The following is a 25814-nucleotide window of genomic DNA, read 5'->3' as shown; positions in this document are numbered from 1 at the left end:
TGACTCGACGTGACTGCCACGATGGTCGAGTGCCCCGACTCGTGATCCCGCCGTCGTTCGCCACCCGCGCGCCCCGGGTCCTCGGACCGGAGTCCCAGCCGTGCTGGCGGCGCTGCCCGGCCTGGCCGATCGCTTCGCCCGCGAATGGGGCCTGGAGTTCGAAGGCGAGGCGATGCACGGGTTCGTCGGCGTCGTGCAGCCCGCGCGCCGGATCGATGGCACGCCGGTCGTGCTCAAACTCGGCTGGCCGCACGAGGAATCCCGGGACGAGCCGCTGGCACTGTCCACATGGGCCGGTCGCGGTGCCGTGCTGCTGCTGGAGTCCGCGCCGGAAGAAGGCGTGCAGCTGCTGGAGCGCCTCGACCACACGCGGACCCTGCACACCGAGCCGGTGCTCGAAGCCGTGGAGATCATGAGCGAGCTCGCGCGCCGGCTGGCCGTGCCGGCGCCACCGGAGTTGTCGCGGACGCTGACCGGCGAAGCCGAACGCCTCCTGGAGGAGCTGCCGAAGACCTGGCACGACCTCGGCGGCCCGTTCCCCCGCCGCGAGCTCGACGCGGCCCTCGCCGTGTGCCGCGACCTCGGCCCCACCGCGGGCGCGCTGCTCGTGAACGAGGACCTGCACTACGAGAACGTGCTGGCCGCCCGGCGCGAACCGTGGCTCGTGATCGACCCCAAACCGATCGCCGGCGACCTCGAGTACGGCGTGTTCTCCTTGCTTTGGAACCGGTTCGACGAATCCACAGTGGACGCCAAGCTGGCCGCCACCGGGCTCGACCCCGATCGCGCCCGCGCGTGGACGCTCGTGCGCGCGGTGCAGAACCGGCTGTGGTTCGAGTCGGATCTGCGCGACTTCACCGACCTCGGCGACGAGCAGCCCTCCTCTGCGGCTCTGCCCGCTTTGACCGCCTGGGCCTGCGAGTCCTAGCTGAGAGGACGCTGGCAAGACACGGTCGCGCGACGCGGGCGCCGGGGCCTGCTTGCGGATAGTGTCTGCCTCATGGCTGCCGTGAACAGGGTTTTCGTGGCTCGGCTGGCGGGTCTGCCGGTGTTCGGGCCCGACGGCGAGTCGATCGGCAAGGTCCGCGACGTCGTCGCGGGCCTCCGGCTCGACCAGCAGCCGCCCCGCATCCTCGGCCTGGTGGTCGAGCTCGCGACGCGGCGGCGCGTTTTCGTGCCGATGCTGCGCGTCACCACGATCGAGCCGACGGCTGTGACGCTGGCCACCGGATCGGTGAACATGCGGCACTTCACCCAGCGCCCCAACGAAGTCCTCGTCTGCGGGCAGCTGCTCGACGCGCACGCGTCGCTCGCCGGCACGGACACGCGCGTGGCGGTCGTCGACGCCGCGATGGAACCCACCCGCACGCGCGACTGGGTGCTCGCGAAGCTCGCCATCCGCGAACGCCAGACCCGGCTCGGGATCGCCCGCCGCCGCACCGCCATGCACGTCGTGCCGTGGAACGAGGTCGCCGGGCTGGGCCTCACCGATCTGTCGGCGCGGGAACCTCAAGGCGCGGGCCAGCTGCTGATGCTCTTCGACACCATGCGGGCCGTCGACATCGCCGCCACCGTGCGCGACCTGCCGCTGAAGCGCCGGCACGAGGTCGCCGACGCGATGGACGACGAACGCCTCGCCGACGTCCTCGAAGAGCTGCCCGACGACGACCAGAAAGAGCTGCTGGCCTACCTGTCGGAGGAGCGCGCGGCCGACATCCTCGAGGCGATGAGCCCCGACGACGCCGCCGACCTGCTGGCCGAGCTGGCGCCGGCGGACCAGAGCCGCCTGCTGGCGTTGATGGAGCCCGAGGAGTCGGAGCCGGTCCGGCGGCTGCTGGCCTACTCGTCCGACACCGCCGGCGGTCTGATGACCCCGGAACCGGTGGTGCTCACACCCGACGCGACCGTGGCCGAGGCGCTCGCGCACATCCGCAATGCCGACCTGCCCGCCGCGCTGGCCACGATGGCGTTCGTGTGCCGCCCGCCGACGGCGACGCCGACCGGCCGGTTCGTGGGCGTGGTGCACTTCCAGCGCCTGCTGCGCGAGCCGCCCGCGGAGCTCGTGGCGAGCGCCGTGGACACCGACCTCACCGCGCTGCGGCCCGAGGCCTCACTGGCTGAGGTCACCCGTTACTTCGCCGCGTACAACCTCGCGTGCGGCCCCGTGGTCGACGCCGAGGAACACCTGCTGGGCGCCGTCACCGTCGACGACGTGCTCGACCACCTGCTGCCCGACGACTGGCGTGAAACCGGCCTGCACGACGTTGCCGACGTGCCCGCCGAAGTCCACGACCAGGCCGAAGCCCACATCCAGGAGGCCGACCGTGCCTGAACTCACCTCGGGCCGCCGGCTCGACCAGCCGCGCAGCCAGGCGCGGTTTCGCCTCAACATCGATCCGGACACCTTCGGCCGCTTCACCGAGCGCATCGCGCGGTTCCTCGGCACCGGCAAGTACCTGTTCTGGCAGACGCTCATCGTCATCGTCTGGATCGTGCTGAACCTGGCCGCGGTGTCGCTGCGCTGGGACCCGTACCCGTTCATCCTGCTCAACCTGGCGTTTTCCACGCAGGCCGCGTACGCCGCGCCGCTCATCCTGCTGGCGCAGAACCGGCAGGACGACCGTGACCGCGTCTCCCTCGAAGAGGACCGCACGCGCGCCGCGCAGACGAAGGCCGACACCGAGTACCTGGCACGCGAGCTGGCGGCGCTGCGGCTCGCGGTCGGCGAGGTCGCCACCCGCGACTACCTGCGCAGCGAGCTCGATCGGCTGCGCGACGACCTCGCGATGAGCCCGAAGTCACGCAAGGCGAAGCAGGCGGCGAAATCGGACGTGCCGACCGGTACGTAACATGGGTCTGGTGACGAGTACACAGCAACTCCCCAGCGTCGAAGACGTCCGCACCGCGCTGAAGGACGTGTACGACCCCGAAATCAAAAAGCCGATCACCGACCTCGGCATGGTCAAGGATGTCGCGGTCGGCGAAGACGGCGTGGTCGCTGTCGGCATCTACCTCACCGTGGCGGGCTGCCCGCTCAAGGCGACGCTGACCGAGGACACCACCAAGGCCGTCAAGAAGCTCCCCGGCGTCGCCGACGTGCGGGTCGAGCTCGACGTGATGAGCGACGAGCAGCGCACGGAGCTGCGCAAGTCGCTGCGCGGCGACGCCGCCGAGCCGGTGATCCCGTTCTCGCAGCCGGGTTCGATGACCCGCGTGTACTGCGTGGCTTCGGGCAAGGGCGGGGTCGGCAAGTCTTCGGTCACCGTGAACCTGGCCGTCGCGATGGCCGAGCGCGGCCTTTCGGTGGGTGTCGTGGACGCGGACATCTACGGCCACTCGATCCCCCGCATGCTGGGCGCGCGCGAGAAGCCGACCAAGGTCGAGACGATGATCATGCCGCCGCAGTCGCACGGCGTGAAGGTGATCTCGATCGGCATGTTCACGCCGGGCAACGCGCCGGTGGTGTGGCGCGGCCCGATGCTGCACCGCGCGTTGCAGCAGTTCCTCGCCGACGTGTTCTGGGGCGACCTCGACATCCTGCTGCTGGACCTGCCGCCGGGCACCGGCGACATCGCGATCTCCGTGGCGCAGCTGATCCCCAACGCGGAGATCCTCGTGGTCACCACGCCGCAGCAGGCCGCCGCCGAGGTGGCCGAGCGCGCGGGCGCGATCGCGATGCAGACGCGGCAGCGCGTGGCCGGCGTGATCGAGAACATGTCGTGGCTGGAGACGCCCTCGGGCGAGCGCATGGAGATCTTCGGCTCCGGTGGCGGCCAGGCCGTGGCCGACTCGCTGTCGAAGTCCGTGGGCTCGCAGGTGCCGCTGCTGGGCCAGGTGCCGCTCGACCCGCGCCTGCGTGAGCAGGGCGACGAGGGCACGCCGATCGTGCTGGCGGAGCCGGACGCGCCGGCGTCGCTCGTGCTCAAGGAAGCGGCGAAGAAGCTCACCGTCCGGGCCCGCGGCCTGGCGGGGATGATGCTGAACGTCAGCCCCGCCGGCCGCTGAGCCCGGCCGTTCGAACCGCTGGGTCCGCCGGGTCCGCGCCTGAGGTCAGGAGGCGCGGACCGTCGTCAGCAGCGTCTTGTCGGCGCCCAGCGTCACCGCGGTGGCGCCGGGCTGCGTGACGGCCCAGTCGATGTTCGCGGAGTCGCCTGGGCCGACGGCGGTGGCGGCTTCGGGGTGGCCGTCGACGTTCACGTCGACCTGCTGGTCCGAGGTGAGCACGACCCGGACGCGGTTGCCGACCTGCACGTCGACGGTGCCGGCCGGCGGGCTGATCTTGCCCTTGGCCCAGTCGAGCGTGATCAGGACGTCGACGTCGGGCACGCCGGTCTGGGCGCCGCGCTTCACGAAGGCCTGGTCGCCGGCGGGGGCGTTCAGCGTGCTGCTCGGGGACGGCGAGCCGGACGGGCCGCCGGTCGTCGCGGGGGCGGGCACCGACGTGTAGGTGGCCGGTGGCTGGGTGCTGGGCTCGTCGTCCGCGGTGCACGCGGCGGCCAGGACACCCGCGGCGGCGATGATGGCGGCCAGAGCGCCCGCACGGCGTGACATGTCAGAGACCTCCAGGGTCGTTATGGGCGGTTTGCCCGAGGCTACCCAGGAAGTTCGTCTGGTCGTGCGAGAGGTCGGGTCACGCCGGGCCGGCCGCCACATCGGCAACCCGGCACAGCCAACTCGCCCGTTCCCGGCGCCGCAAGTCGGCGCGCACCCGACGTCGCGAGGTCCGGCCGAGGTCACACCCGGACGGGTCGCAAGGGGACGGACCCGGCGCTCAGGTGGCGTCGGGGTCGACCGGGGGCCGCTCGCCCGGCTTGAGCGGTTCGGCCTGCGACGGGGCGCTCTGCGGCTTCACGGCGGCGGAACCATTGGAGCCGTTCGTCCCGTTCGAACCGTTCGTCGAGTTGAAACCGTTGAGCCCCAACGGATCCGCGTCGCCGTCGAACAGGTGCTGGGTCACGACCCGCTTGGGGTCGAAGTTGCGCAGCCCGCGCAGGTCCTCCAGCGGCTTGCGGAGCTGGTCGAACTCCGGCCCCATCTCCTCGCGCAGCTGCGCGCGCGCACCGTTGGCGAACTCGCGGACCTTTTTCACGCTCTTCGCCAGCCACGACGCGGCTTCCGGAAGTCGCTCCGGGCCGAGGATGAAGAGCCCCGCGACGATGAGCACGAGGATCTCGCCCCATCCGACACTGTCGAACACCCGTGAACCTCCGCTCGGTACTTCCCCGGTCAGAGTACCCGGGCCGCCCCGCGTTCCGGCAGGCCCGAAGGACGAAGCGGGGCTTAAGACGATGTGACGTCGATCAGTCGGATCCGAGAGTCACGTCGACAACCAGCACCGCGCCGGCGCGCGCCAGCTGCACGGGCACGACCTCACCGACGTCGTGGTTGCGGACGGCCACGGTCAGCTCCGCGGAGTCGCGCACCAGGCGGTCGCCGATCTTCGTGATCACGTCGCCCTCCTTGATGCCGGCCGCTGCCGCGGGACCGTTGGGCTCCACGTTCTTCACCTGCGCGCCCATCGTCGACGAGCCGGCGACCGTGGACGAGGCGTTGATGCCGATGTCCGCGTGGACGACCTTGCCGTTCTTGATCAGCGCCTTGGCGATCTTCATCGCGTAGTCGCTCGGGATGGCGAAGCCGATGCCGATGCTGCCGCCGTCGGCGCTCGAGGAGCGGATCGACGAGTTGATGCCCACCAGCGCGCCGGTGGAGTCGACGAGCGCGCCGCCGGAGTTGCCGTGGTTGATGGCGGCGTCGGTCTGGATGGCCTCGTAGGTCACGGGCGGCTCGCCGCTGTCGCCGCCGGCCGTGATCGGCCGGTCGAGCGCGCTGACGATGCCGGACGTCACGGAGTTCTGCAGCGCCAGCGGCGAACCGACGGCGATCACGGCGTCGCCCACCTGCAGGTCGGCCGACTTGCCGATCTGCATCACCACGGGGTTGGTGACGTTGACCTTCACCACGGCGAGGTCGGTCTTCTGGTCGGAGCCGACGATCTTGGCTTCGGTGCGCGTGCCGTCGTTGAAGATGGCGGTGATCTTCACGGTCGGGTCGGCGACGGCGGTGGTGACCACGTGCTCGTTGGTGAGGATGTAGCCCTGCGGGTCGATCATCACGCCCGAGCCCTGCTCACCGGAGTCGGCGCCGGGCTTGAAGACCTCGAGCGACACGACCGCGGGCGACACGCGCTTCGCGATGTCGGCGATCGACCCCGGCGGACGTTCCTTCGACGCTTCGGCCTCGGAGATCGTGGCGCTGCCGGTGAGCGCCGAACCCGTGTCGGCGATCCACCAGCCGACGAGCCCGCCGACCGCACCCACGAGCAGCGCGACCACGCCGAGCAGCGCGAGCGCCTTCGGCTTCACGCGACGGCCGAACAGCACCTCGGGCAGGCTCAGCAGCGCACCGGACGGGCGTTGGCCGGGCTTCTCTTCGTCTTCCGCCGGCATCGCCGGACCGGCCAGCACGGCACCGGCCGCGGGATCACGCCACGGGTCGCGCGTGTCCGTCCACAGCGGATCCTCGGGCGCGGGCTGCTCGCCGGTCGCCTCCCGCGGACGCTCCAGCACCACCCCTTCGGCCCCCGGCGGCCGGCGGAACGCCTCCGCCAGCGACTCGGGCGTGGGCGGGGCGAGGTCGAGGTTCCCCTTGCCGTTGGCGGCGGGCGTGTAGAGCTTGTCGAACGCCCCGTCGACGCCACGCGGCCGGCCGAACACCGCCTCCTGCGCCGGGTCCACGGCGGGGCGATCGAGCGGCCGTGGCCCCAGCCGATCGTCGCCCGCGGCAGGCGGCTGGGCGGAGTTCGCGTTCGGCTGCTCGGTCATCATTCCCCGGGGCTGAGATCAGGTGGCTGGGCGTGACGATACCCAAGCCTCGACGTCCGAGTCTGCCCAGACGACGGTGAAATGGCTGTTGCCCCGTGCTCCCGGCCCGATCTGGCGCGGTGGTCGGGGCCGCTCATCGAGTCGATTCGGGACCGCCCGCGTAGCCGGGCGACGGCAATTTGGCCCCGTTGCGGCGGGTTGGCTCGGAGAGCTCGAACGCGGGCGACCGCCCACGTGGCAGTCGGCGGCCGATGGCTGACTCCGCGTGCCGGACCGCCGGAGGCCGACCGGCGCCGTGTCGAACACACCGGCAGCACAGGCTGTTGCCCCGCACCGCTACCTCCCCCTGGAGAAGCGGTGCGGGCGGCTCAGCGAGCCGGGACCGGGGTCAGCCGGTCGACCACCGGCGTGGCTGTCGGCGACGTCGGGGACGGGGGTGGCAGCGTCGGCTCGGAGCGGGGTACGGCCATCTGGGCGGGCAGCAGGTTCGCGTTCGGCTGCGGCACGCCGCCGGTGTCCGGGGCGCCTTCGCCGCTGTCGGCGGTGGTGCCGACCAGGGCCAGGGCGCTCAGCACCAAGCCGGAGACGACGACGCCCGCGCCTTGGGCGGCGCGCTTACGGGTGAGGGTGAAACGGCCGCCGCCGAGCACGTGGGACGAGTGCCCGAGCGGCGTGGACGAGCCCAACGGGGCAGTACCTCCGAGAACCCCCGCGTCTCGCAGGCCCGCGACGCGGTCGGGGCGCTGGATGGCGACGAGCTGGCCGTCGGCCGTCATGGCCAGGTTGTCGGGGGTGCCGGGCAGTTCGGTGTGGTCCGGGATCGACCGCAGGCTCGCGAGGAACCCGGCCGACATCGACGGCTCGCCGGCGCGCTTCACGGCCTCGACGGCCTGCCGCTGGGCGGCGACCTCGGCCGCGCACCCCGGGCAACGGGCAATATGGGCCGACGCGCGGTCCTGCGCGCCGAGCGAAAGCTCGCCGTCGACGAGCGCGACCACGACGTCGGGAAGCAAGTGCGACTCGGGGAGACCCCACCCTCGCGCAGCGGTCATACCGACACCTTCGCAGACTCGTCGCGGAGCGCACGGCGGCGCTCCAGCGACGCACGCAACGCCTGCCGGCCGCGGTGGATGCGGCTGCGGACGGTGCCGAGCTTGACACCCAGCGTGGCGCCGATCTCCTCGTAGGAGAGGCCTTCGACGTCGCAGAGCACCACGGCGGCCCGGAACTCCGGGGGCAGCTCGTCGAGCGCCTCCTGCAGGTCGGGGTCGAGGTGCGTGTCGGTGTAGACCTGCTCGGGGCTCGGGTCGTCGCCGACGATGCGGTCGGTGTCGTCCGGCAGCCCCTCCATGCGCACGCGCGAGCGGCGGCGGGCCATGTCGAGGAACAGGTTCGTGGTGATGCGGTGCAGCCAGCCCTCGAAGGTGCCCGGCTTGTACGACGCGAGCGAGCGGAAGACGCGGATGAACGTCTCCTGCGTGAGGTCCTCGGCGTCGTGCGTGTTACCGGTGAGGCGGTACGCCAGGCGGTAGACGCGGTCGGCGTGTTCGCGCACGACCTCGTCCCAGGACGGGGGCGTCCAGGTGGCCTCGCCCGAGTCCACGGTCACCGGCTCGGGTTCCGACTTGTCGGCGTTCTGCATCAGGGGAGCAGGCACCTCCATCTGCGACTCTCCTCTTCTGCTCAGCCAACGCTGCTCTCGGGCACGGTGTTCCCGCGCGGTCGAGATTGAGTTTGTCGGGTCTCCTTATGGTTCTAGTGAGACGGGACTGAGAGCAGCCTGAGAAGTTATTTCGGCGGGCTTACCAGGGAGCCTTCGCTGATTTATCGACAAGCAACGCTAACCTTCGCGCGTGAGTTCCGGGACGCATGCGGCCTCGGCGGCCGAGCCGGTCGGCGCCGAGTACGTCGACGGGTACCTTCCCGACGACGACGTACTGGCCGCGGCGCGGGCGCGCGCGGCCGACCTGGGCTGCGCGCCGCTGGCCTCGGGGGCGGGCGCGACCTTGCGTTTCCTCGCCGCGACGCTCGGCGCGCGGGCCGTGGTGGAGGTCGGCACGGGGGTCGGCGTGAGCGGCCTGCACCTGCTGCGCGGGATGGCTCCCGACGGCGTGCTGACGTCGATCGACCTCGAGCCGGAGTACCAGCGCGCGGCGCGCATGACGTTCCGCGAAGCGGGCATCCCGCCCGGCCGCACGCGGCTGATCGTCGGCCGCGCCCTCGACGTGCTCCCCCGGCTCACCCCCGGTGGCTACGACCTGGTGTTCGTCGACGCGGCGCGCCTCGAGTTCCCGAACTACTACGAGAAGGGCGTCTCGCTGCTGCGCCGCGGCGGGATCATCGCCTTCCACAACGTGCTGGCCGGCGGCCGCGTCGCCGATCCGTCGCGCCGCGACCCGGAGACGCTCGCCCTGCGCGAGGTCGCGCGGGCGATGCGGGAGGACGAACGCCTGGTCCCGGCCCTGTTGCCGGTCGGCGGCGGGCTGTTGGTGGCGGCGGTCGGCTGAGTTCTCACGTGTGCGCGAGCTCGCGCGGGCGGAGGCGGACGGTGGTGCCCACCCCGACGGCGGCCGCCGCGAGCACGAGCCACACGGCCACGGCGGCGATGAGCCAGGCCCAGCCGGCTTCGCCGTAGATCACCGCGCCGACCGCGCCGCCGACGCTGCTACCGAGGTAGTACATCAGCGTGTAGAAACCGCCGGTCTGCCCGCGCGCGTTTTCTGGCGCTTCCGCGGCGGCCCAGCTGTTGGCGATGGCGTGGGCGGCGAAGAACGAGCAGGTCAGCACTACAAAACCGACGGCGACCATGGCCACGGAGTCCGGAATCGTGAGGGCCGCGCCGACGGCCATGACCAGCAGCGCGCCGATGATGGCGCGACGGCGGCCGATCCTCGTCGCCAGGCGGTTGGCCGTCGCCGAGGAGACCGAGCCCAGCGCGTAGGCGAGGAAGACCAGTGACGCGATGGCCGGCGAGAGGTGCAGCTCGCCGGTGAGGCGGAAGCCGGCGGCGTTGTAGAGCGCGACGAACGACCCCATGGCCAGCAGCGCGACGGCGTACTGGGCCAGGAGCACCGGTTTGCGCACGGCGTGGAGCAGGCCGATGCCGACGTCACGCAGGGTTTGGCGGTCTTCCCGGTGCTGCCGGCCCCTCGGCAGCGCGACGACGGTGACGATCGCGCAGACCAGCGAGATGCCGGCCACGACGTACAGCGCGCCCCGCCAGCCCAGCGGGCCCGCGGTGAAGCCCGTCGCGAGACGGCCGGTCATGCCGCCGATGGAGTTGCCGGCGATCATCGCACCCACCGCCGCCGCCACCCCGACCTTGCCGAGCCGCTCGACGAGGTACGCCGTGGCGACGCCGGGGAACCCCGCGATCGCCACGCCCTGGACGGCCCGCAGCACCAGCATCACCGAGTACGACGGCACGAGCGGCAACAGCAGCCCCAGCACCGCCGAGATCACCACCGACGCGATGATCACCGACCGCCGCCCGACCACCTCGGACAGCGCCGCGATGGGCAGCACGGAGATCGCCAGCGCCCCCGTCGCCACACTCACCGCGAGCGACGCGCCACCGGGGTCGAGGTGGTACTGCTGCGCGAGCTGCGGCAGCACCGGCTGGGGCGCGTAGAGCAGCGCGAACGACGTGAACCCGGCAGCGGCGACGGCGACCTTGACCCGGACGGTGGTACTGGCGGTAGTGGTCACATCTGCCGAAAGTAAGGAGAGCTAACCAATACGTCCAATACGGTTGTGCGCGATAATCCATACCGTGTCGCATGAAAGCCTGACTTCCCAGCTCGCGCCCCACCTACTGCTCCTCGCGACCCTGCGGAGCACGAGGAACGTCACACGCACGGCCGAGTTGCTGGGGGTGCCGCAGCCCACAGTGAGCCGTCGGCTGGCCGCGCTCGGCGAGTCGTTGGGCGCGCCGTTGACGGTGCCGGACGGGCGCGGGATCCGGCTGACTCGGGCGGCCGAGTTGCTCGCGGAGGCTTCGGAGCGGGCGCTGGCTTCCGTCGACGCGGGGGCGCGGCTGGCGAGGGAGGAGATCGAGCCGGAGAGCGGACGGGTGGTGCTCGGGTTCCTGCATCTGCTGGGGAGGTCGTTGGTGCCGTCGTTGCTGCGGGGGTACCGGGCGCAGGTGCCGGGGGCGCGGTTCACGTTGGTGCAGGGGTCGCGGCAGGAGATGGTCGACCGGTTGGCGGGTGGGGAGCTGGATTTGGCGTTGCTGGCGCCGGTTCCCGACGACGTCGTGTTCGAGACTGCGGTGTTGTCGACGCAGCCGATTTTGTTGTCGGTGCCGTCCGGGCATCGGTTGGCTCGGCGGGCGGGCGTGCGGATGGAGGAGCTGGCGGATGAGGAGTTCGTGATGTTGGAGCCCGGGTATGGGCTTCGGCGGATCACGGACGAGTTGTGTGCGGAGGCGGGGTTTTCGCCGAAGGTGGCGTTCGAGGGGCAGGAGTCGGACACCGTGCGGGGGTTGGTGGCGGCTGGGTTGGGGGTGGCGTTGTTGCCGCACTTTGAGCCGGGGGCGCCGGCGGGGGTGGCGGAGGTGCCGATCGAGCCGGGGGTGGGGAGGACGATCGGGCTGGCTTGGCGGAGAGGGGAGCCGGTTAGTCGGGCTGTGGGGGTTTTTCGGGAGTTTGTGTTGGGTGGGGTGTGAGGGGTTCTTGGTCCTCGCAGGGCGTGTTGCGTTGGGGGTGCACCCCGAAGCTGGATTGTGTTGACGGCCGGTGAGCCGTTGTCAAGGCGGGAAAGCGTGCCTTGACAACGCCTCGCCGGCCGCAAGGAGGCTTCGGATCGGGGTGCCGGGGCGGGGCTGGGTGCAGGTTTCGTCGCGTGGGTGGGCGGCGGTTGGTGAGGTTGGCGGCGGTTGGGTGGTGGCCAAAGCGCCCCAATGTGGCGTTCGGTGCGCTCGGCGCAACCAACGCCGCATTGGGGTGCGGCGGGCGCGGGTGGCATTCGCTGCGGCGGAGCGAGGGGCTGGGGGGGTCAGGCCTGAGGGTTGCGTTGCGGGCGAGGGCGGCGGGGGTTTTCTGTTGCCTCGTCGCCGGCTGGGAAGGGGACTTCGACCGGGGCGGTGGTCAGGTCCTTCGCGTCGATGAGGGTGTCGGCGACGGAGCAGGAGGATTTCGCCGCGACGCCGGTGCGGATGAAGAATTCGGCGCGGGACAGCGTGAGGGGGCCTTCGCGCAGGGCCACTCCCAGGCGTTTGGCTTCGGCGAGATCCATGTCCAGCGTCACGCGGTCGGCGGTTCTGGATATGAGCATGCGGGCCAGCCTAGGCACCTGGGGCGGGTGGTGAGTGGGACGCCAGAGCGCCCCAATGTGGCGTTCGGTGCGTTGAGCGCAACCAACGCCGCATTGGGGTGCGCGGCCTCGTGAGGGGTCAGGCTGAGTAGGAGGCGGCCAGTTCCACCAGGGTGCGGGCGGCGAAGCCGGAGGCGCCGGGGACCACGTCGTCGTAGGTTTTGTCGGCGCGGGCGGGGCCGGCGATGTCGAGGTGGGCCCAGGGCAGGCCGGCCGTGAATTCGCGGAGGAAGAGGGCCGCCATGATGCCGCCGGGGCCGCCGGGGGCCTGGCGGACGTCGCCGAGTTCGCCTTCGATGGAGGGGGCGTAGTCGTCGACCAGGGGCATGCGCCACCAGGATTCGCCGGCGCGGGTGCCGGCCGCGATGACGCGGGCGGCCAAGTCGTCGTCGGTGGAGAAGAGGCCGCCGGTGCGGAGGCCGAGGGACACCTTCATGGCGCCGGTGAGGGTGGCGGCGTCCACGACGAGGTCGGGTTTGTACGTCTGAATCCCGTAGGCGAGGGCGTCGGCCATGACCATGCGGCCCTCGGCGTCGGTGTTGCCGACCTCGGTGGTGCGGCCGCCGTAGTGCCGGACGATGTCGCCGGGGCGGTACGAACCACCGGAGACGTGGTTCTCGGCGGCGGGCACCAACGCCGTCACGCGCACGGCCAGACCCAGCGCGGCGATGGCGCGCACGGAGGCGATCACGGCCGCGCCGCCCGCCATGTCGGTGCGCATGAGGTGCATGCCGTCGGCGGGCTTGACCGACAGGCCGCCGGTGTCGAACGTGATGCCCTTGCCCACGAACAGCAGGTGGGTCTTGGCGCCGCGCGGAGAATACGAGAGCTCGATCAGGCGCGGCGGCGAGTCCGAACCTCCCCCGACCGCGAGCACGCCACCGAAGCCGTTGTCCGCGAGCCACTTCTCGTCGCGCACGTTCACGGTCACCGCGGCCGAGCCGACGACCTTCGCGGCGGTGTTCGCGAGCCACGCGGGGTTCTTGATGTTCGACGGCGCGTTGGCCAGGTCCCGCGTCAGCGCGGCGGCGGCCGCCAGCTCACGCACGCGCGCGACCTCGTCCGCGTAAGCCGCGGCCGAAGGGCTCACCAGCCGGACGGTCTGCACCGCGGGCTTCGGGTCCTCTGTGGTCACGACGAACCGGTAGCCGCCCAGGAGCAAACCCATCGCGAGCTCGCCGACGTGCGCGGCGGCCACGTCCTCGGGCAGCCCCACCTGGACGGTCCGAGCCGGCTGGTCCACGGAGGACACCGCGCGCGCCAGGGCCGCCCCCGCGCGGCGGTAGTCGCGCGGCTCGCCGGCGCCGAGGCCCGCGACCCAGCGGACCGCGCCGTCGGACGGGACTTCCTGCACGTCGCCCGCTTTGCCGGTCGCCTTCACCCCGCCGAGCTCCAGCTCCGCGGACGAAAGTGCCAGCACCACTTGCGGGGCCCCGCGCCGGAACGCGTCGGCGACCTCGATCTCGGGCAGCTTGGTCGGGACAGGCGGTAGTGAGTTACGCACGGTGAGCAACCTTTGGGCGCAGACGAACCGCGACCCCGGCCTCCATGAGGAGGCCGGGGTTCGGTGAGTGGATGGGGAGGGGAGCCGGAATCAGCCGGTGACCTCCTGAAGTGCTGCGCCGAGGTCCTTCGCTTCTTCCGCGGAGAGCTCGACGACGAGACGGCCGCCACCTTCCAATGGCACTCGCATCACGAGGCCCCGCCCCTCCTTGGTCACTTCGAGGGGACCATCTCCGGTCCGGGGCTTCATGGCCGCCATAGCGTGCTCCCTCCGTCTCAACCGGCGCGCCCGGGTCGCGCACTCCCATGCCAGCCGGGTCTTGACCCCCATTGTCCCTCATCAGCGGCCGGGCGCGAACGCGGACCGATCATTTGCCGCCGTATCGGTGCTGGTATGCGCCACGCGGGGCTGAAAGACTCGGCGGAGGACCCACGATTACGCCAAGAGGAGCACCACAGTGACCACACCCGACGTCCTCCTGACCGCCGACGCAGACGGCGTGCGCACCCTGACCCTGAACCGGCCGGAGGCGTACAACTCGCTGACCGTCGAGCTCAAGGAACGGCTGCTCGCCGAGCTGCGCGCCGCGGCCGACGACGCGGACGTGCGCGCGATCGTGCTCACCGGCGCGGGCAAGGCGTTCTGCGCGGGACAGGACCTGAAGGAACACGTCGGGCTGCTGCAGGCCAACGACCCGGCCCCGCTGCACACGGTGAGCGACCACTACAACCCGATCGTCAAGGCCATCGTGGACATGCCGAAGCCGGTCATCGCCGCGGTCAACGGCACGGCCGCCGGCGCTGGCGCCGCCTTCGCCTACGCGAGTGACCTGCGGATCGCCGCCGAGTCGTCGTCGTTCCTCATGGCCTTCGCGAACGTCGGCCTCGGCCCCGACTCGGGTGCGTCGTGGACGCTGCAGCGGCTGATCGGCCTCGGCCGCGCCGCCGAGCTGATGCTGCTGGCCCGCACCGTCGACGCGAGCGAGGCCCAGCGCATCGGCCTGGTCGGCGAGGTCGTGCCCGACGAGGAGCTCGCCGCGCGCGCCCAGGCCGTGGCCGCGAAGCTGGCCGCCGGCCCGACGGTGGCGTACTCGAAGATCAAGCACGTGCTGGCCGTCGCCGCGCAGTCCTCTCTGGACGAAGCGCTCGCGGCCGAGGACGAGGCCCAGACCGCGCTCGGCGCCACCGCCGATCACACCGAGGCCGTGGAGGCCTTCGTCGGCAAGCGCAAGCCGAATTTCCAGGGCAAGTAGTCCGCGGGGGGTGTTCCGTCCGGCCGAAACCGGACGGAACACTCACGAGCGCTTGGCCCGGAAGCAGCCCGAGACGTGGTCGTCGACCATGCCGGTCGCCTGCATCAGCGCGTAACACGTCGTGGGGCCGAGGAACGCGAAGCCGCGCTTCTTCAGTTCCTTCGCCATCGCCTTCGACTCGTCGGTCACGGCCGGCACGTCGGCCATCGTCCGCGGCCGCTTGTGCTTCGCCGGGGCGAACGACCACAGCAGCTCGTCGAGCGGCACGTCCAGGTCCGCGATCGCGCGGGCGTTGTTGATGGCCGCGAGGATCTTCGCGCGGTTGCGCACGATGCCGGCGTCGGCCATCAGCCGCTCGATGTCGGCGTCGCCGAAGCGCGCGACCTTCGCCGGCTGGAACTTGCGGAACGCTTTGCGGAAGTTCTCCCGTTTGCGCAGGATCGTGATCCACGACAGTCCCGACTGGAACGACTCGAGGGTCAGCCGCTCGTACAGCGGGGCCTCGCCGTGCAGCGGCGTGCCCCACTCCTCGTCGTGGTAGGCCACGTAGTCCGGCGTCGAGTTCCCCCAGGAGCAGCGCTTGACGCCGTCCTGGCCCAGCAGTTCGGTCACTGCTCACCGACCGAATAGTCCTGCACGAACTTCGCGAACCGCTTCATCGACTGGTGCACCCCGAGCGAGAACGCCGGGCGCACCGCGGGCCAGCCGAGGCGCCCGATCAGCCCGAACGGCAGGTCGAGGTGCTCGGCCCAGACGAACGTGGAGCGCGTCGGCCCGTTGGCCACGACCTGGAACGCCGCCGTGCCGCGCACGAGGCTCCCGAGGTGGCGCATCGTCACCCGCAGCGGCGGCTCCCACGCGGTGACCTCCATGGTGTCGGTGAACCCGACGCCGGCGATCCCCGTGGTGGCCGCGATCTTCGAGCCGACACTGCGCCCGTTGCCTTCGAGCACGCGCACGGTGGTGCCGAGCACCCACTCGCTCTGGCGCGGCCAGTCGGTGAGCGCCAGCCACGTCGTGCCCGCCGGCGCCTCGACCTCGACGGACAGGATCAGGTCACTACTCACCCGCGGGCCTCGGCTCCGGCTGGGCCGCTTCGAGCTCCGCGACGCGGCCGCGCAGCTCGTCGAGCTCCACGCCGAGCCGGCGCATCACCCAGTCCACTTCGGACATCTTGTACCCGCGCAGCACGAGCTGGTAGCGCACGTGACGCACGTCCTCGCCGGTGATGTCCTCGGCGGGCAGGCGCGTGGGCGAGCTGCCCGGCGGCAGCGGGGCCAGCTCCTCGCCCCGGCCGAACACCACGGCAGCGAGCAGGAACACCACGGCGGCCACCAGCAGCATGACTACGAGGTAGATCAGCGCGGTCGTCACGCCACGATCGTGGCACACCGGCCCCAGGAACGTCGCGCGAGCACGACCAGACGCACCGACAGCAGTACATACGCCACCATCAGCAACACGCACGGAACGGACAGGAACAGCCGCGAGACGTCCACGAACCCCGTCGCCACCACGAGAGTGAGCACCGAGGCGAGGTTGATCCCGACGGCGCCGGCGATGAAGAACCCGCACGTGCGCGCCAGGCGGACGCCGTCGACGCGCCGGCTCAGCCACCGCGCGCAGACCAGCGCGACGAGCCCCACGGCCGGCACCACGAACACCGCGCCGTGGGAGAAGTGCGTGGCCACGCGGTACCACTCGGGCGTCGGGGTCGACAGGCGCGTCCAGTCGCCGAACGTGAGGATCCGGGCGAAGTCCCAGGAAAGCTGCATCGCGGGCACACCGAGCACGAGCTTCCACAGCGTGCGCACGCCGCTGTGCATGGACAGCTCCGCCTGGTAGTCGCCGGCCACCACGTCGACGCCACCGAAGTCGGCCACCGCGCGGCGCTCGGCTTCGTCGTGCGGCCAGCCGCCTTCGCGGTACGCGTCCGCCGCGTCGCGCAGGCCGTGTCGCGCTTCGGCGAGCAGGTCGTCCTTCGTCGACCGGCAGCCGACGAGCCGCCGGTCGAGGTCGCTCAGGTACCCCTCGATCGCGTTCACGCGGACCTCCCCCGCCGTCATGCCTCCGCCCGCAGGACGCCGCCGATCACCGTGGTGAACTCCCGCCACTCGGCCCGCTCGGCAGCGAGCGCCTGCTGCCCGGAGCGGGTGAGCCGGTAGGTGCGGCGCTTGCGTCCCGACACCACGTCCCACTCGCTGGCCAGGTAGCCGGCCCGCTCCAGCCTGCGCAGCGCCGGGTACACGGTCCCGGTCGGCAGGTCGAGCGCGCCGTCGCTCCGCAGCGAGAGCGCCTCGATGATCGCGTAACCGTGCAGCTTCCGGCCGTCGAGCACAGCCAGCAGCAGCGCGTCGAGGTGCCCGCGCAACGTGTCCGCCTTCATAGGTGGGCAGTCTACTCATGTTGTCCCCGGAAGCGTAATCCCCCGTTCCTCCTAGGGGACCCGGGGAAAACCCTGAGATGACCCTGGTCTCATAGATTTCTCTACTACATGTAGCCGCACTACCTATACACTCGCTCGCCATGGACCCCCTACCCATCGCGAGACTCCAGTTCGCGACCACCACGTCGTTCCACTTCCTGTTCGTGCTGCTCACACTGGGTCTGGTGACCGTGACCGCGGTCATGCAGACGCGCGCGACGATCAGCGGCACGCCGCAGCTGCTCCGCATGACCCGGTTCTGGGGCCGGCTGTACGTGATCAATTACGCGCTGGGCATCGCGACCGGAATCGTGATGGAATTCCAGTTCGGGCTCACGTGGACCGGGCTCTCCGCATTCGCCGGTGACGTATTCGGCGCCCCGCTCGCGATCGAGACGCTGGTGGCGTTCTTCCTCGAGTCCACATTCCTCGGCCTGTGGATCTTCGGCTGGGGCCGGCTCAACAAGTGGCTGCACCTGTCGCTGATCTGGCTGGTCACACTCACCGCGTACGCGTCGGCGCTGTTCATCATGGTCGCCAACTCGTTCCTGCAGAACCCGGTCGGCAGCCACCTGCAGGGCGGCGTGCTGCGCCTCGACGACTTCGGCGCGCTGCTCACCAACCCGGCCCTCGTGGCGTCGCTGCCGCACGTGATCGGCGGCGCGCTGATGACCGGCGGCTTCTTCGTGACCGGCGTGAGCGCGTACCACTTCCTCAAGCGCACCGCGCAGGTCGACTTCTTCACCCGCTCGATGCGGTTCGGCGTGGTCACGGCGCTGATCGGCAGCATCGTCACGATCAACCAGGGCTTCGAGCAGTTCGGCGAGCTGGCGAAGTACCAGCCGGACAAGCTCGGCGAGAGCGCCGTCGGGGTGCCGCTGGCCGCGATGATCGGAATCGGGTTCGTCGCACTGCTGTGCTCACTGGCCGGCACGATCCTGCTGATCCGCGGCTGGCTGATGCGCGCCCGGTTCCTGCACTACCTGATGGTCCCGGCGATCGTGCTGCCGTTCGCCGCCGCGATCTGCGGCTGGCTCGTGCGGGAGCTCGGCCGCCAGCCGTGGCTGATCTGGGGCAAGCTGCGCACGGCCGACGCGGTCGCGGACGTGCCCGGCGGCCAGGTCCTGTTCTCCTTCATCGCCTTCGGCCTGCTGTTCGCGGCGCTCGCCGTGGCCGACTGGGTGCTGATGTCGCGGGTCGCGCGGCGCGGGCCCGAGCCGGAAGAGGCGCCCGCGGAACCCGAACTTCCCGTACTGAGCGGAGTCTGACGATGACGACCATCTGGTGGGGTGTGCTCGGGCTGCTGCTCGGTGGGTACTTCGCGCTGGCCGGCTACGACTACGGCGTCGGCTTCCTGCTGCCCGGCCTCGGCCGGGACGAGGCGAAGCAACGGCGGGCGCTGGGTGCGCTCGGGCCGTTCTTCCTGGCCAACGAGGTGTGGCTGATCGCGGCGGTCGGGGTGCTGTTCGGGGTGTTCCCGCACCTGGAGGGCCGGGTGTTCGCCGGCGCGTACGTGCTGGTGGTGGCATTGCTGCTGGGGCTCGTCACGTTCACCGCGTCGGTGCAGCTGCGCAGCCGCCGGCCGGATGGGCGCCGCGGACCGTGGTCGTTCGGCATCACGGCGGGCGCGCTCGTGACCACGCTGGCGTGGGGCCTGTTCCTCGGCAACCTCGTGCTCGGCCTGCCGGTCGACGCCCAGGGCAACCCGGTCGACGACGTGCTCGCGCTCTTCGACCCGTACGCCGTGCTGTGGGGCCTCGGGTTCGTGGCACTGTTCGGGCTGCAGGGGGCGGTGTTCCTCGCCGTGCGCGGGCCGGCGGAGCTCACCGGCCGGTCGGCGCGGCTCGCGAAGACGTTCACCACGCCGGTCGGCACGTTCCTGGTGGTGGCCACGGCGTGGGGTGCGCTTGCCGTTTCGGGGATCTCGTGGGCCGCGGTCGCGGTGACGGCACTGGCGTTCGCCGCGTTCGGCACCGTCCTGTTCGGACTGCGAGCCAAGCGGTACCGGCTCGCACTGCCCGCGGCGATGCTGCTGTCGGCGACCCCGGCGCTGGTGGTCGGTGCGCTGCGGTTCCCGACGATCCTGGTGTCCGCTTCGGACCCTGGGTACGCGCTCACCGTCTCCGACGCGTTCACCGCACCTGAGACGGCGTCGTTGCTGGTGTGGTTCGCGGTGCCGGTGCTCGTGGTGCTGGTGGTCGTGCAGTGGCTGACCTGGCGGGCGAACCGCGGGCCCGTCGACCGGCAGTCGCTGCTGCACTTCTAGAGGGGGAACGAAATGCCGTCACTGCCCGGCTTGCGCCGGTACCTGTTCCTGCTCGGGCTCCTCGGCGCGCTGACCGCCGGCGTGGTCCTGCTGCAGGCCGAAGGCCTCGCGACGCTGCTCACCGGCGGCGGCCTGGGTGTCACGTTGGTCGTCGCCGTGGCCCTGCGAGTGCTGCTGGCACTCGCGATGGGGGTGGTCACGGGGCGGTTCGCGGCCGGCGCCCAGGCCGGGCTGCGCCGGCGGCTGCTCGGGTCGACGGCCGATGCCGGCGTGGTCACCACGCAGGTCACGAAGGGCGTCGACGCGACCACGGCGTACCTCACCGGCTACCTGCCGGCGCTCGTCGCGTCGGTGCTCGTGCCGATCGCCGTGGTGGTGCGGCTGGTCACGACGGACCTCACGTCGGCGTTGATCGTGGTGGCCACGCTGCCGTTGATCCCGGTGTTCGCGGCGCTGGTCGGGGCTCGCGCGAAGGCGCGGACGGAACGGCAGTGGGCGCTGCTGACCCGGCTGGGCGGGCACTTCCTCGACGCCGTGCGCGGCCTGCCGACGTTGAAGCTCTTCGGCCGCGCCCGCGCACAAGCCCAGCACGTGCGCGCGATGGCCGACGCGCACGCCGACGCGACACTGGGCACGCTGCGCGTCGCGTTCCTGTCGTCGCTGGTCCTGGAACTGGTGGCGACGCTGTCGATCGCGCTGATCGCCGTGCCGATCGGCTTCCGCCTGCTGGAGGGCTCCCTCACCGCGCACACCGCGATGCTCGTGCTGGTGCTCGCGCCCGAGGCCTACCTGCCGCTGCGCGCGGCGGGCGCGAAGTTCCACGCAGCGGCCGAGGGGCTCACGGCTCTGCGCGAAGCGCTGGCCATGCCGCTTGCGACTCGACGCGGTGGCACGGTCACCAGGCCGGCGGGGCCGCCGGAGATCGAGTTCGCCGGCGTTTCCGTGCATTACGGCGAAGTTTCCGCACTGTCCGAAGTGGACCTGGTGATCCGCCGCGGCGAACACGTCGCCCTCACCGGGCCGAGCGGTTCCGGGAAGTCGACGCTGCTGGCCGTGCTACTGGGGTTCGTCACGCCGTCCGCCGGCCGCGTGCTCGTGGACGGCGTGGACCTGCGGTCCCTCGACCACGCGGCCTGGCTGCGCGACACGGCGTGGCTACCGCAGCGGCCGACGTTGTTCAGCGGCACCGTCGCGGAGAACATCGCCCTGGGCTCATCAGCCGACGTGCGCACCGCCGCCCGCGCCGCCGCGCTCGACGACGTGGTCACCGACCTGCCCGAGGGCTACGCGACCCGCATCGGCGAGCTGGGCGCAGGATTGTCGGCAGGCCAACGGCAACGCGTCGGCCTCGCCCGCGCACTCGCCCGCACCGACGCCGGGCTGGTCCTGCTCGACGAACCCACGGCCCGCCTCGACCGCGGCACCGAACAGGCTGTACTCGCCGGAACAGCGGCGTTGCTGCCCGGCCGCACGGCGTTGTTCGTCGCCCACCACCCCGCGTTGGCCGCCATGGCCACCCGCACCATCCCACTCGCGGGCGGCCGAGTCCCGCTGGAGGTCCGATGAACACCACACGCCTGCTGCGCGCCGCACTGCTCGCCGCCGGGGCCGAGGTCTCCGGGCTGGCGCTCACCGGCACGGCGGCGTGGCTGCTGATGCGGGCGGCCGAACGTCCGCCGCTCGCCGCGTTGACCGTCGCGATCGTGGCGGTGCGGGTGTTCGCCTTGGCGCGCGGCGGTTTGCGGTACGCCGAGCGGCTGGCCGGGCACGAGGTCGTGCTGCGGTACCTCGGCGCGTTGCGTGCTCGGGTGTACGCGGCGCTCGTGCCGCGGCGCGTCGCCGAGCACTCCGGCGCCGACCTGGTGACGCGGCTGGTGTCCGATGTGGACGCGGTGCAGGACGCGGTGCTGCGGCTGGCGCTTCCGGCCGCGGTGGCCGGGCTCGTGGGCCTGGCGTTGGCCGCGGTCACGGCGTTCGTGAGCTTCCCGGCCGCGGCGGTGCTCGTGGCCGGGCTGCTCCTCGCGGGTGGGCTGCTGCCGTGGCTGGCCGCGCGAGTCACGGCGCAGAGCCAGGCCCTCACTTCGCCTGCTCGGCAGGAGCTGGCCGAGCACACGGTCGAGCTGGTCACCGGGCGCCACGAACTGGTGGCCTACGGCGTCGAGCCCCAGGCGACGAAAGCCGCCGGCGCCATCATCGACGGAATAGCCGCAAGGGCCCGCAGTGTCTCGGCCCGGCTGTCCGTGCTGACCGCGGCCGGCGCCCTCGTCCAGCTGGCGACCACCGCAGGCGTGGCTTTGCTCGCCGGCGCGAGCCTGCCGGTGACGGCCGCGTTGACGCTCGCTGTGCTGGCCCTGTTCGAGATCGTCCTTCCCCTGACCGCCGCGGCCCAGCGCGTTCCCGAACTGCGGACGTCGCTGGGCCGCGTGCGTGAACTACTCGCGACCACGCCACCGGAAACCCCCGAACACACCGGACCCGGTCACCTGAAGCTGGACAACGTCACAGTCCACCACCCGGGCCGGCAACCCGCTCTCCGGAACATCGACCTCGACCTCCCGTCCGGCACCCGGCTGGGCGTGCTCGGCCCGTCCGGCGCCGGCAAGACCACCCTGCTCCACGTCCTGCTCGGCTTCACCGCACCGACGTCCGGACAGGCCACAGTGGACGGTCACCCGATCCAGGGCCCCAGCCCCCGCGTGGTCTCCGGCGCCCTCGCCGACGCGCACGTCTTCGCCACCACCGTCCGCGAAAACCTCCTCATCGCCGCGCCCAAGGCGACCGACGACGAGCTCCGCACGGCCTGCGCCGTCACCGACCTCGACGTGCCGCTCGACCGCGACGCCACCACCCTGTCCGGCGGCCAGCGCCAGCGCCTGGTCCTCACCCGCGCCGTCCTCGCCGCCCCGCCGGTGCTCGTGCTCGACGAACCGGTGGAAGGCCTCGACGAAACCCACGGCGACGAGGTCCTCGCCCGCGTCCTCGCGAACGCCCGAGGGACCGTCGTCCTCGTGACGCACCGGCCTGAGCACCTCGAAAACTTCGACCGCGTGCTCAGCCTCGAGGACGGACGGCCCGCACCTGCGCCATCGGCGGCCGGTCCAGCACGGGGATCTCGCTGACGTCGGGCAGCCACTCCCCCGACACCTGCACGAACTGCGTCAGCCGCGCCTCGGCGTGGGTCGGCACGCCGCAGCGCGCCAGGGCCGTGCCGAGGATCTGCCGGGCCATCACGCCCAGCTGCAGCAGCGAGCGGTTGCGGTGTTTGCGGACGCCGAGGTTGACCTGGGCGAGGCCGTCGAGGCCGTAGCGCTGCTCGGCGTCGAGCAGCAGGCCGATCTCCACGCCGTAGCCGCCGGCGAAGGGCACCGACTCGAAGAACTCGCGCGTGCCCGCGTACTCGCCGCCGAGCGGCTGCACGAGCTCGCCCAGCGCCGGGCGCAGCGCGGACAGCACGGGCCGGGCCAGCAGCTCGGTGACCCGGCCGCCGCCCGTGCTCTCCAGCCGCAACGGGCGCCGGTAGAAGCCCTTGACCAGGTGCACGCCGGGTTCGGTGAGCAGCGGCCCGAGCAACGCCGGCACGAACGCCGGGTCCGGGTCGACGAGGTCCGAGTCGAGGAAGACGACGACGTCGCCGGTCGTCGCGGCCAGCGACCGCCACAGCACCTCACCCTTGCCGGGGCGCGGCGGCAGGTCGGGCAGCACGTCCTCGCGGTGCACCACGCGCGCGCCGGCCGCGGCCGCGACCTCCACGGTGGCGTCGGTGGAGCCGGAGTCGACCACCACGAGCTCGTCGACGACGGTGCCGAGCAGTGGCCGCACCGACGCGACGACGTCACCGACCGTTCGCTCTTCGTCCAGCGCCGGAAGCACCACCGAAACCGTGCGGTCACGCTTGGCCGCCAGGATGTCCGCGGGCGTCCACGCGGGTTCCTGCCAGGTGCGACGTTCGAACCAGCTCATCGGCCGATCGTGCCATGCTGGTGACACCGACCTGCCCGCCGGAGGGAGACCCCTTGCTGCCCCTGCTCGTCCGTTTCGTGCTCGGCCCGCTGGTCCGCGCGATCTATCGCCCCGAGGTCGAGGGTGTGGAGAACGTGCCGGCCGACGGACCGGTGCTGCTCGCCGCCAACCACCGCGCGGCACTGGACACCGGCGTGATCACCTTCACCACGCCGCGCAAGGTGCGTTTCCTCAGCAAGGCCGAGTACTTCACCGGCACGGGCCTGAAGGGCCGCTTCATCGCCAACTCGCTCGACGCGCTGGGCTACATCCCCGTCGAGCGCGGCAGCGCCTCCGCCGGCCTCGCCGCGCTGGAGGCCGGGCGGCGCGTGCTCGAAGACGGCGGCGTGTTCGCCATCTACCCCGAAGGCACGCGCTCGCTCGACGGCCGCCTGCACCGCGGCCACACGGGCGTCGCGGCGCTCGCGCTGTCCACCGGCGCGAAGGTCGTGCCCGTCGCGCTGTGGGGCACCGAGGGCATCCAGCCGAACGGCTCGAAGATCCCGCGCGTGTGCAAGATCAAGATCAAGTTCGGCACGCCGCTGGACTTCTCGCGCTACGAGGGCCAGGACTCGTCGTCGGCCATCCGGCGTTCGGTGACCGACGAGGTCATGTACTCGATCCTCGAGCTGTCGGGCCAGGAGTACGTGGACACCTACCACAAGCGCCCGAGCGAGGGCGCTGCTTGAGCTGTCAGTTCCACTTCGGGGGCGCGGGCGGGGCGTACTCGGCGAAGCGGTCGAGCAGGGCCGACACGTCGGAGTCGATCAGCAGCAGGTCGCGATAGCCGGCGCCGAGGAACCCTTCGGTGACCATGTGGTCGGCGAAGGACACGAGCGGGCCGTAGTAGCCGCCGACGTCCACGAGGCCGATGGGCTTCGAGTGCAGGCCGAGCTGGGCCCAGGTCCACACCTCGAACAGCTCCTCCAACGTCCCGGCGCCGCCGGGCAGCGTGAGGAAACCGTCGGACAGCGCCGCCATCTTGGCCTTGCGCTGGTGCATGTCGGGGACCACGTGCAGCTCCGTGAGGCCCGCGTGCGCGATCTCCACGCTGGACAGCGCCTCGGGGATCACGCCGATCACCTCACCGCCCGCCGCCAGCGCGGCGTCGGCGACCACGCCCATGGTGCCGACGCTCGCACCGCCGTACACGAGCCCGATCCCGCGCTGGGCCAGCAGCTTGCCCAGTTCGGCGGCAGCCTCCGCGTACGCCGGGGAGAAGCCCATCGAGGACCCGCAGAAGACGCAGATCCGGCGCAACGAGCTCATCAGTGGGTGTCCTCCCAGGCCTGGTACGACTCCTCGACCACGCGCACGGCGTCGTCGATGTCGTCGGTGAGGTGCAGCAGGTCGAGATCCTTCTCGCTGATCTTGCCGCCGTCGAGCACCGACTTCGAGATCCAGTCGTAGAGCCCGCCCCAGTACTCGGTGCCGAACAGCACCACGGGGAACTTGGTCACCTTCTTGGTCTGCACCAGCACCAGCGCCTCGAACAGCTCGTCGAGCGTGCCGAAGCCGCCGGGCAGGCAGATGAAGGCCTGCGAATACTTGATGAACATCGTCTTGCGCGCGAAGAAGTAGCGGAAGTTCACGCCCAGGTCGACCCACGGGTTCAGGCCCTGCTCGAACGGCAGCTCGATGCCGAGGCCCACGGAGAAGCCGCCGGCCTCGTTGGCACCGCGGTTCACGGCCTCCATCGCGCCCGGCCCGCCGCCGGTGATAACGGCGAAGCCGGCTTCGGCGAGCGCGCCGCCGATCTTGCGACCGAGGTCGTACTCAGGGTCGTCGCGCTTGGTCCGCGCGGAGCCGAACACGGTCACCGCGCGCGGCACCTCCGCGAGCGCGCCGAAGCCCTCCACGAACTCGGCCTGGATGCGGAGCACCCGCCACGGGTCGGTGTGCACCCAGTCGCTCGGGCCGCGCGCGTCCAGGAGCCGCTGGTCGGTGGTGCTGCCCTGGTCACGACGGTCGCGCCGCAGCACGACCGGGCCCTTGTGGCGCTCCACCGGGCGCTCGGGGTACTGGCCGTCCGGAAACTCAGACTGTTCACTCACCAACCCAGCCTACGGGCCGTCCCGCCAGGCAGAACCCCAGCGTCGCCACCATTGGGCGACGCCGGTGACCGCGAGGTGAACGGTCCCTTGTGGACCACCGGTCCACACCTACCAACGGCCGGTTCACGGCAAGTCCCGACGAAAGTAGCCCCGCGTACCGCGGACCGGGAAACGCCC

General features: G+C 71.6%; 29 protein-coding genes. 12 read left to right on the top strand and 17 right to left on the bottom strand.

Features of this window, described 5'->3' with window-relative positions; genetic code table 11:
* Nucleotides 1-100: 100 nt before the first annotated feature.
* The 4 genes from ACFY1H_RS14325 to ACFY1H_RS14310 all read left to right on the top strand — a co-directional run bounded on the left by ACFY1H_RS14325 (nt 101) and on the right by ACFY1H_RS14310 (nt 4005).
* A complete protein-coding gene (locus ACFY1H_RS14325; protein WP_386946713.1) occupies nt 101-928 on the top strand; it encodes an aminoglycoside phosphotransferase family protein in 828 nt (275 codons plus the stop codon).
* 72 nt (nt 929-1000) lie between these two features.
* Nucleotides 1001-2332, top strand: coding sequence for a magnesium transporter MgtE N-terminal domain-containing protein (locus ACFY1H_RS14320; protein ID WP_366575234.1), 1332 nt, complete (start codon nt 1001-1003; stop codon nt 2330-2332).
* Nucleotides 2325-2849 (top strand): DUF1003 domain-containing protein, encoded by a 525-nt coding sequence (locus tag ACFY1H_RS14315; RefSeq protein WP_366575236.1) that lies wholly within the window; start codon nt 2325-2327, stop codon nt 2847-2849. Before ACFY1H_RS14320 ends, ACFY1H_RS14315 begins: the two co-directional genes overlap by 8 nt.
* Before the next feature lie 10 nt (nt 2850-2859).
* Nucleotides 2860-4005, top strand: coding sequence for an Mrp/NBP35 family ATP-binding protein (locus tag ACFY1H_RS14310; protein ID WP_386946711.1), 1146 nt, complete (start codon nt 2860-2862; stop codon nt 4003-4005).
* A 45-nt stretch (nt 4006-4050) separates the two neighbouring features.
* On the opposite strand, the gene ACFY1H_RS14305 is transcribed toward ACFY1H_RS14310, so the two are convergent.
* The 5 genes from ACFY1H_RS14305 to sigE all read right to left on the bottom strand — a co-directional run bounded on the left by ACFY1H_RS14305 (nt 4051) and on the right by sigE (nt 8487).
* Nucleotides 4051-4551 (bottom strand): hypothetical protein, encoded by a 501-nt coding sequence (locus ACFY1H_RS14305; protein ID WP_366575240.1) that lies wholly within the window; start codon nt 4549-4551, stop codon nt 4051-4053.
* A gap of 220 nt (nt 4552-4771) precedes the next feature.
* A complete protein-coding gene (tatB, locus tag ACFY1H_RS14300) occupies nt 4772-5197 on the bottom strand; it encodes a Sec-independent protein translocase protein TatB (protein WP_386946708.1) in 426 nt (141 codons plus the stop codon).
* Nucleotides 5198-5300: 103 nt separating this feature from the next.
* Nucleotides 5301-6824, bottom strand: coding sequence for a trypsin-like peptidase domain-containing protein (locus ACFY1H_RS14295; RefSeq protein ID WP_386946706.1), 1524 nt, complete (start codon nt 6822-6824; stop codon nt 5301-5303).
* A 368-nt stretch (nt 6825-7192) separates the two neighbouring features.
* Nucleotides 7193-7876, bottom strand: a complete 684-nt coding sequence (locus ACFY1H_RS14290) for an anti-sigma factor family protein (RefSeq protein WP_386946705.1) — start codon at nt 7874-7876, stop codon at nt 7193-7195.
* Nucleotides 7873-8487 (bottom strand): RNA polymerase sigma factor SigE, encoded by a 615-nt coding sequence (gene sigE / locus ACFY1H_RS14285; protein ID WP_366575248.1) that lies wholly within the window; start codon nt 8485-8487, stop codon nt 7873-7875. The genes ACFY1H_RS14290 and sigE overlap by 4 nt, the downstream gene beginning before the upstream one ends.
* Nucleotides 8488-8677: 190 nt before the next feature.
* On the opposite strand from sigE, the gene ACFY1H_RS14280 reads away from it, so the two are divergent.
* On the top strand, nt 8678-9331 hold the full coding sequence (locus ACFY1H_RS14280) for an O-methyltransferase (protein WP_386946703.1): 654 nt from the start codon (nt 8678-8680) through the stop codon (nt 9329-9331).
* Nucleotides 9332-9335: 4 nt separating this feature from the next.
* Here the strand turns inward: ACFY1H_RS14280 and ACFY1H_RS14275 are convergent, their stop codons facing one another.
* A complete protein-coding gene (locus ACFY1H_RS14275; protein WP_386946701.1) occupies nt 9336-10532 on the bottom strand; it encodes an MFS transporter in 1197 nt (398 codons plus the stop codon).
* A gap of 64 nt (nt 10533-10596) precedes the next feature.
* Here ACFY1H_RS14275 and ACFY1H_RS14270 point away from each other — a divergent pair, with 64 nt between their 5' ends.
* Nucleotides 10597-11490: a LysR family transcriptional regulator gene (locus ACFY1H_RS14270; protein WP_386946699.1), complete on the top strand. Its 894-nt coding sequence runs from the start codon at nt 10597-10599 to the stop codon at nt 11488-11490.
* Between the two features lie 329 nt (nt 11491-11819).
* Here ACFY1H_RS14270 and ACFY1H_RS14265 read toward each other — a convergent pair whose 3' ends face one another.
* The 3 genes from ACFY1H_RS14265 to ACFY1H_RS14255 form a co-directional block, all read right to left on the bottom strand.
* Nucleotides 11820-12098: a hypothetical protein gene (locus ACFY1H_RS14265; RefSeq protein ID WP_386946697.1), complete on the bottom strand. Its 279-nt coding sequence runs from the start codon at nt 12096-12098 to the stop codon at nt 11820-11822.
* A 118-nt stretch (nt 12099-12216) separates the two neighbouring features.
* On the bottom strand, nt 12217-13641 hold the full coding sequence (locus ACFY1H_RS14260; protein ID WP_366575257.1) for a leucyl aminopeptidase family protein: 1425 nt from the start codon (nt 13639-13641) through the stop codon (nt 12217-12219).
* A gap of 90 nt (nt 13642-13731) precedes the next feature.
* Nucleotides 13732-13899, bottom strand: a complete 168-nt coding sequence (locus tag ACFY1H_RS14255; RefSeq protein WP_005155393.1) for a DUF3117 domain-containing protein — start codon at nt 13897-13899, stop codon at nt 13732-13734.
* A 199-nt stretch (nt 13900-14098) separates the two neighbouring features.
* On the opposite strand from ACFY1H_RS14255, the gene ACFY1H_RS14250 reads away from it, so the two are divergent.
* Complete coding sequence (locus tag ACFY1H_RS14250) at nt 14099-14893, top strand: enoyl-CoA hydratase-related protein (RefSeq protein ID WP_366575260.1); 795 nt, start codon at nt 14099-14101, stop codon at nt 14891-14893.
* A 42-nt stretch (nt 14894-14935) separates the two neighbouring features.
* On the opposite strand, the gene ACFY1H_RS14245 is transcribed toward ACFY1H_RS14250, so the two are convergent.
* Genes ACFY1H_RS14245 through ACFY1H_RS14225 form a run of 5 tightly spaced genes read right to left on the bottom strand, consistent with a single transcriptional unit; the run spans nt 14936 to nt 17279 of the window.
* A complete protein-coding gene (locus ACFY1H_RS14245) occupies nt 14936-15505 on the bottom strand; it encodes a DNA-3-methyladenine glycosylase I (protein WP_366575262.1) in 570 nt (189 codons plus the stop codon).
* On the bottom strand, nt 15502-15960 hold the full coding sequence (locus tag ACFY1H_RS14240) for an SRPBCC family protein (protein WP_366575264.1): 459 nt from the start codon (nt 15958-15960) through the stop codon (nt 15502-15504). The genes ACFY1H_RS14245 and ACFY1H_RS14240 overlap by 4 nt, the downstream gene beginning before the upstream one ends.
* On the bottom strand, nt 15953-16267 hold the full coding sequence (locus tag ACFY1H_RS14235) for a DivIVA domain-containing protein (protein ID WP_360603028.1): 315 nt from the start codon (nt 16265-16267) through the stop codon (nt 15953-15955). The genes ACFY1H_RS14240 and ACFY1H_RS14235 overlap by 8 nt, the downstream gene beginning before the upstream one ends.
* The gene (locus ACFY1H_RS14230) at nt 16264-16938 is read right to left on the bottom strand and encodes a permease prefix domain 1-containing protein (RefSeq protein ID WP_386946693.1); all 675 of its coding nucleotides are present in this window, start codon (nt 16936-16938) and stop codon (nt 16264-16266) included. Before ACFY1H_RS14230 ends, ACFY1H_RS14235 begins: the two co-directional genes overlap by 4 nt.
* Nucleotides 16939-16955: 17 nt before the next feature.
* The gene (locus ACFY1H_RS14225) at nt 16956-17279 is read right to left on the bottom strand and encodes a helix-turn-helix transcriptional regulator (RefSeq protein WP_220246405.1); all 324 of its coding nucleotides are present in this window, start codon (nt 17277-17279) and stop codon (nt 16956-16958) included.
* A 140-nt stretch (nt 17280-17419) separates the two neighbouring features.
* Between ACFY1H_RS14225 and ACFY1H_RS14220 the strand changes: the two genes are divergently transcribed.
* From ACFY1H_RS14220 to cydC, 4 genes are read left to right on the top strand one after another with little or no spacing between them, the layout of a single operon-like run.
* On the top strand, nt 17420-18586 hold the full coding sequence (locus tag ACFY1H_RS14220) for a cytochrome ubiquinol oxidase subunit I (RefSeq protein ID WP_386946691.1): 1167 nt from the start codon (nt 17420-17422) through the stop codon (nt 18584-18586).
* A gap of 2 nt (nt 18587-18588) precedes the next feature.
* On the top strand, nt 18589-19584 hold the full coding sequence (locus ACFY1H_RS14215) for a cytochrome d ubiquinol oxidase subunit II (RefSeq protein ID WP_386946690.1): 996 nt from the start codon (nt 18589-18591) through the stop codon (nt 19582-19584).
* Between the two features lie 12 nt (nt 19585-19596).
* Nucleotides 19597-21150, top strand: a complete 1554-nt coding sequence (gene cydD, locus ACFY1H_RS14210) for a thiol reductant ABC exporter subunit CydD (protein WP_386946689.1) — start codon at nt 19597-19599, stop codon at nt 21148-21150.
* Nucleotides 21147-22703 (top strand): thiol reductant ABC exporter subunit CydC, encoded by a 1557-nt coding sequence (cydC, locus tag ACFY1H_RS14205; protein ID WP_386946687.1) that lies wholly within the window; start codon nt 21147-21149, stop codon nt 22701-22703. Before cydD ends, cydC begins: the two co-directional genes overlap by 4 nt.
* On the opposite strand, the gene ACFY1H_RS14200 is transcribed toward cydC, so the two are convergent.
* Complete coding sequence (locus ACFY1H_RS14200) at nt 22636-23544, bottom strand: glucosyl-3-phosphoglycerate synthase (protein ID WP_366575275.1); 909 nt, start codon at nt 23542-23544, stop codon at nt 22636-22638. The two genes, cydC and ACFY1H_RS14200, sit on opposite strands and share 68 nt — an antisense overlap.
* Before the next feature lie 53 nt (nt 23545-23597).
* Here ACFY1H_RS14200 and ACFY1H_RS14195 point away from each other — a divergent pair, with 53 nt between their 5' ends.
* The gene (locus ACFY1H_RS14195) at nt 23598-24272 is read left to right on the top strand and encodes a lysophospholipid acyltransferase family protein (protein ID WP_366575277.1); all 675 of its coding nucleotides are present in this window, start codon (nt 23598-23600) and stop codon (nt 24270-24272) included.
* A gap of 4 nt (nt 24273-24276) precedes the next feature.
* On the opposite strand, the gene ACFY1H_RS14190 is transcribed toward ACFY1H_RS14195, so the two are convergent.
* On the bottom strand, nt 24277-24852 hold the full coding sequence (locus ACFY1H_RS14190; protein ID WP_366575279.1) for a TIGR00730 family Rossman fold protein: 576 nt from the start codon (nt 24850-24852) through the stop codon (nt 24277-24279).
* The gene (locus tag ACFY1H_RS14185; RefSeq protein WP_354871266.1) at nt 24852-25637 is read right to left on the bottom strand and encodes a TIGR00730 family Rossman fold protein; all 786 of its coding nucleotides are present in this window, start codon (nt 25635-25637) and stop codon (nt 24852-24854) included. The genes ACFY1H_RS14190 and ACFY1H_RS14185 overlap by 1 nt, the downstream gene beginning before the upstream one ends.
* Nucleotides 25638-25814: the final 177 nt, after the last annotated feature.

It is taken from the genome of Amycolatopsis sp. NPDC001319 (assembly GCF_042896185.1).
Taxonomy (GTDB): Bacteria; Actinomycetota; Actinomycetes; order Mycobacteriales; family Pseudonocardiaceae; genus Amycolatopsis.
This window is presented reverse-complemented; position numbering and strand designations above follow the sequence as displayed.

What these genes read in the sequence shown, in the direction of transcription:
- ACFY1H_RS14320 (WP_366575234.1), top strand. Translation starts at nt 1,001, where the DNA reads ATGGCTGCCGTGAACAGGGTTTTCGTGGCTCGGCTGGCGGGTCTGCCG.
- ACFY1H_RS14305 (WP_366575240.1), bottom strand. Translation starts at nt 4,551, where the DNA reads ATGTCACGCCGTGCGGGCGCTCTGGCCGCCATCATCGCCGCCGCGGGT.
- ACFY1H_RS14295 (WP_386946706.1), bottom strand. Translation starts at nt 6,824, where the DNA reads ATGACCGAGCAGCCGAACGCGAACTCCGCCCAGCCGCCTGCCGCGGGC.
- ACFY1H_RS14290 (WP_386946705.1), bottom strand. Translation starts at nt 7,876, where the DNA reads ATGACCGCTGCGCGAGGGTGGGGTCTCCCCGAGTCGCACTTGCTTCCC.
- sigE (WP_366575248.1), bottom strand. Translation starts at nt 8,487, where the DNA reads ATGGAGGTGCCTGCTCCCCTGATGCAGAACGCCGACAAGTCGGAACCC.
- ACFY1H_RS14265 (WP_386946697.1), bottom strand. Translation starts at nt 12,098, where the DNA reads ATGCTCATATCCAGAACCGCCGACCGCGTGACGCTGGACATGGATCTC.
- ACFY1H_RS14255 (WP_005155393.1), bottom strand. Translation starts at nt 13,899, where the DNA reads ATGGCGGCCATGAAGCCCCGGACCGGAGATGGTCCCCTCGAAGTGACC.
- ACFY1H_RS14225 (WP_220246405.1), bottom strand. Translation starts at nt 17,279, where the DNA reads ATGAAGGCGGACACGTTGCGCGGGCACCTCGACGCGCTGCTGCTGGCT.
- ACFY1H_RS14220 (WP_386946691.1), top strand. Translation starts at nt 17,420, where the DNA reads ATGGACCCCCTACCCATCGCGAGACTCCAGTTCGCGACCACCACGTCG.
- ACFY1H_RS14215 (WP_386946690.1), top strand. Translation starts at nt 18,589, where the DNA reads ATGACGACCATCTGGTGGGGTGTGCTCGGGCTGCTGCTCGGTGGGTAC.
- cydD (WP_386946689.1), top strand. Translation starts at nt 19,597, where the DNA reads ATGCCGTCACTGCCCGGCTTGCGCCGGTACCTGTTCCTGCTCGGGCTC.
- cydC (WP_386946687.1), top strand. Translation starts at nt 21,147, where the DNA reads ATGAACACCACACGCCTGCTGCGCGCCGCACTGCTCGCCGCCGGGGCC.
- ACFY1H_RS14200 (WP_366575275.1), bottom strand. Translation starts at nt 23,544, where the DNA reads ATGAGCTGGTTCGAACGTCGCACCTGGCAGGAACCCGCGTGGACGCCC.
- ACFY1H_RS14190 (WP_366575279.1), bottom strand. Translation starts at nt 24,852, where the DNA reads ATGAGCTCGTTGCGCCGGATCTGCGTCTTCTGCGGGTCCTCGATGGGC.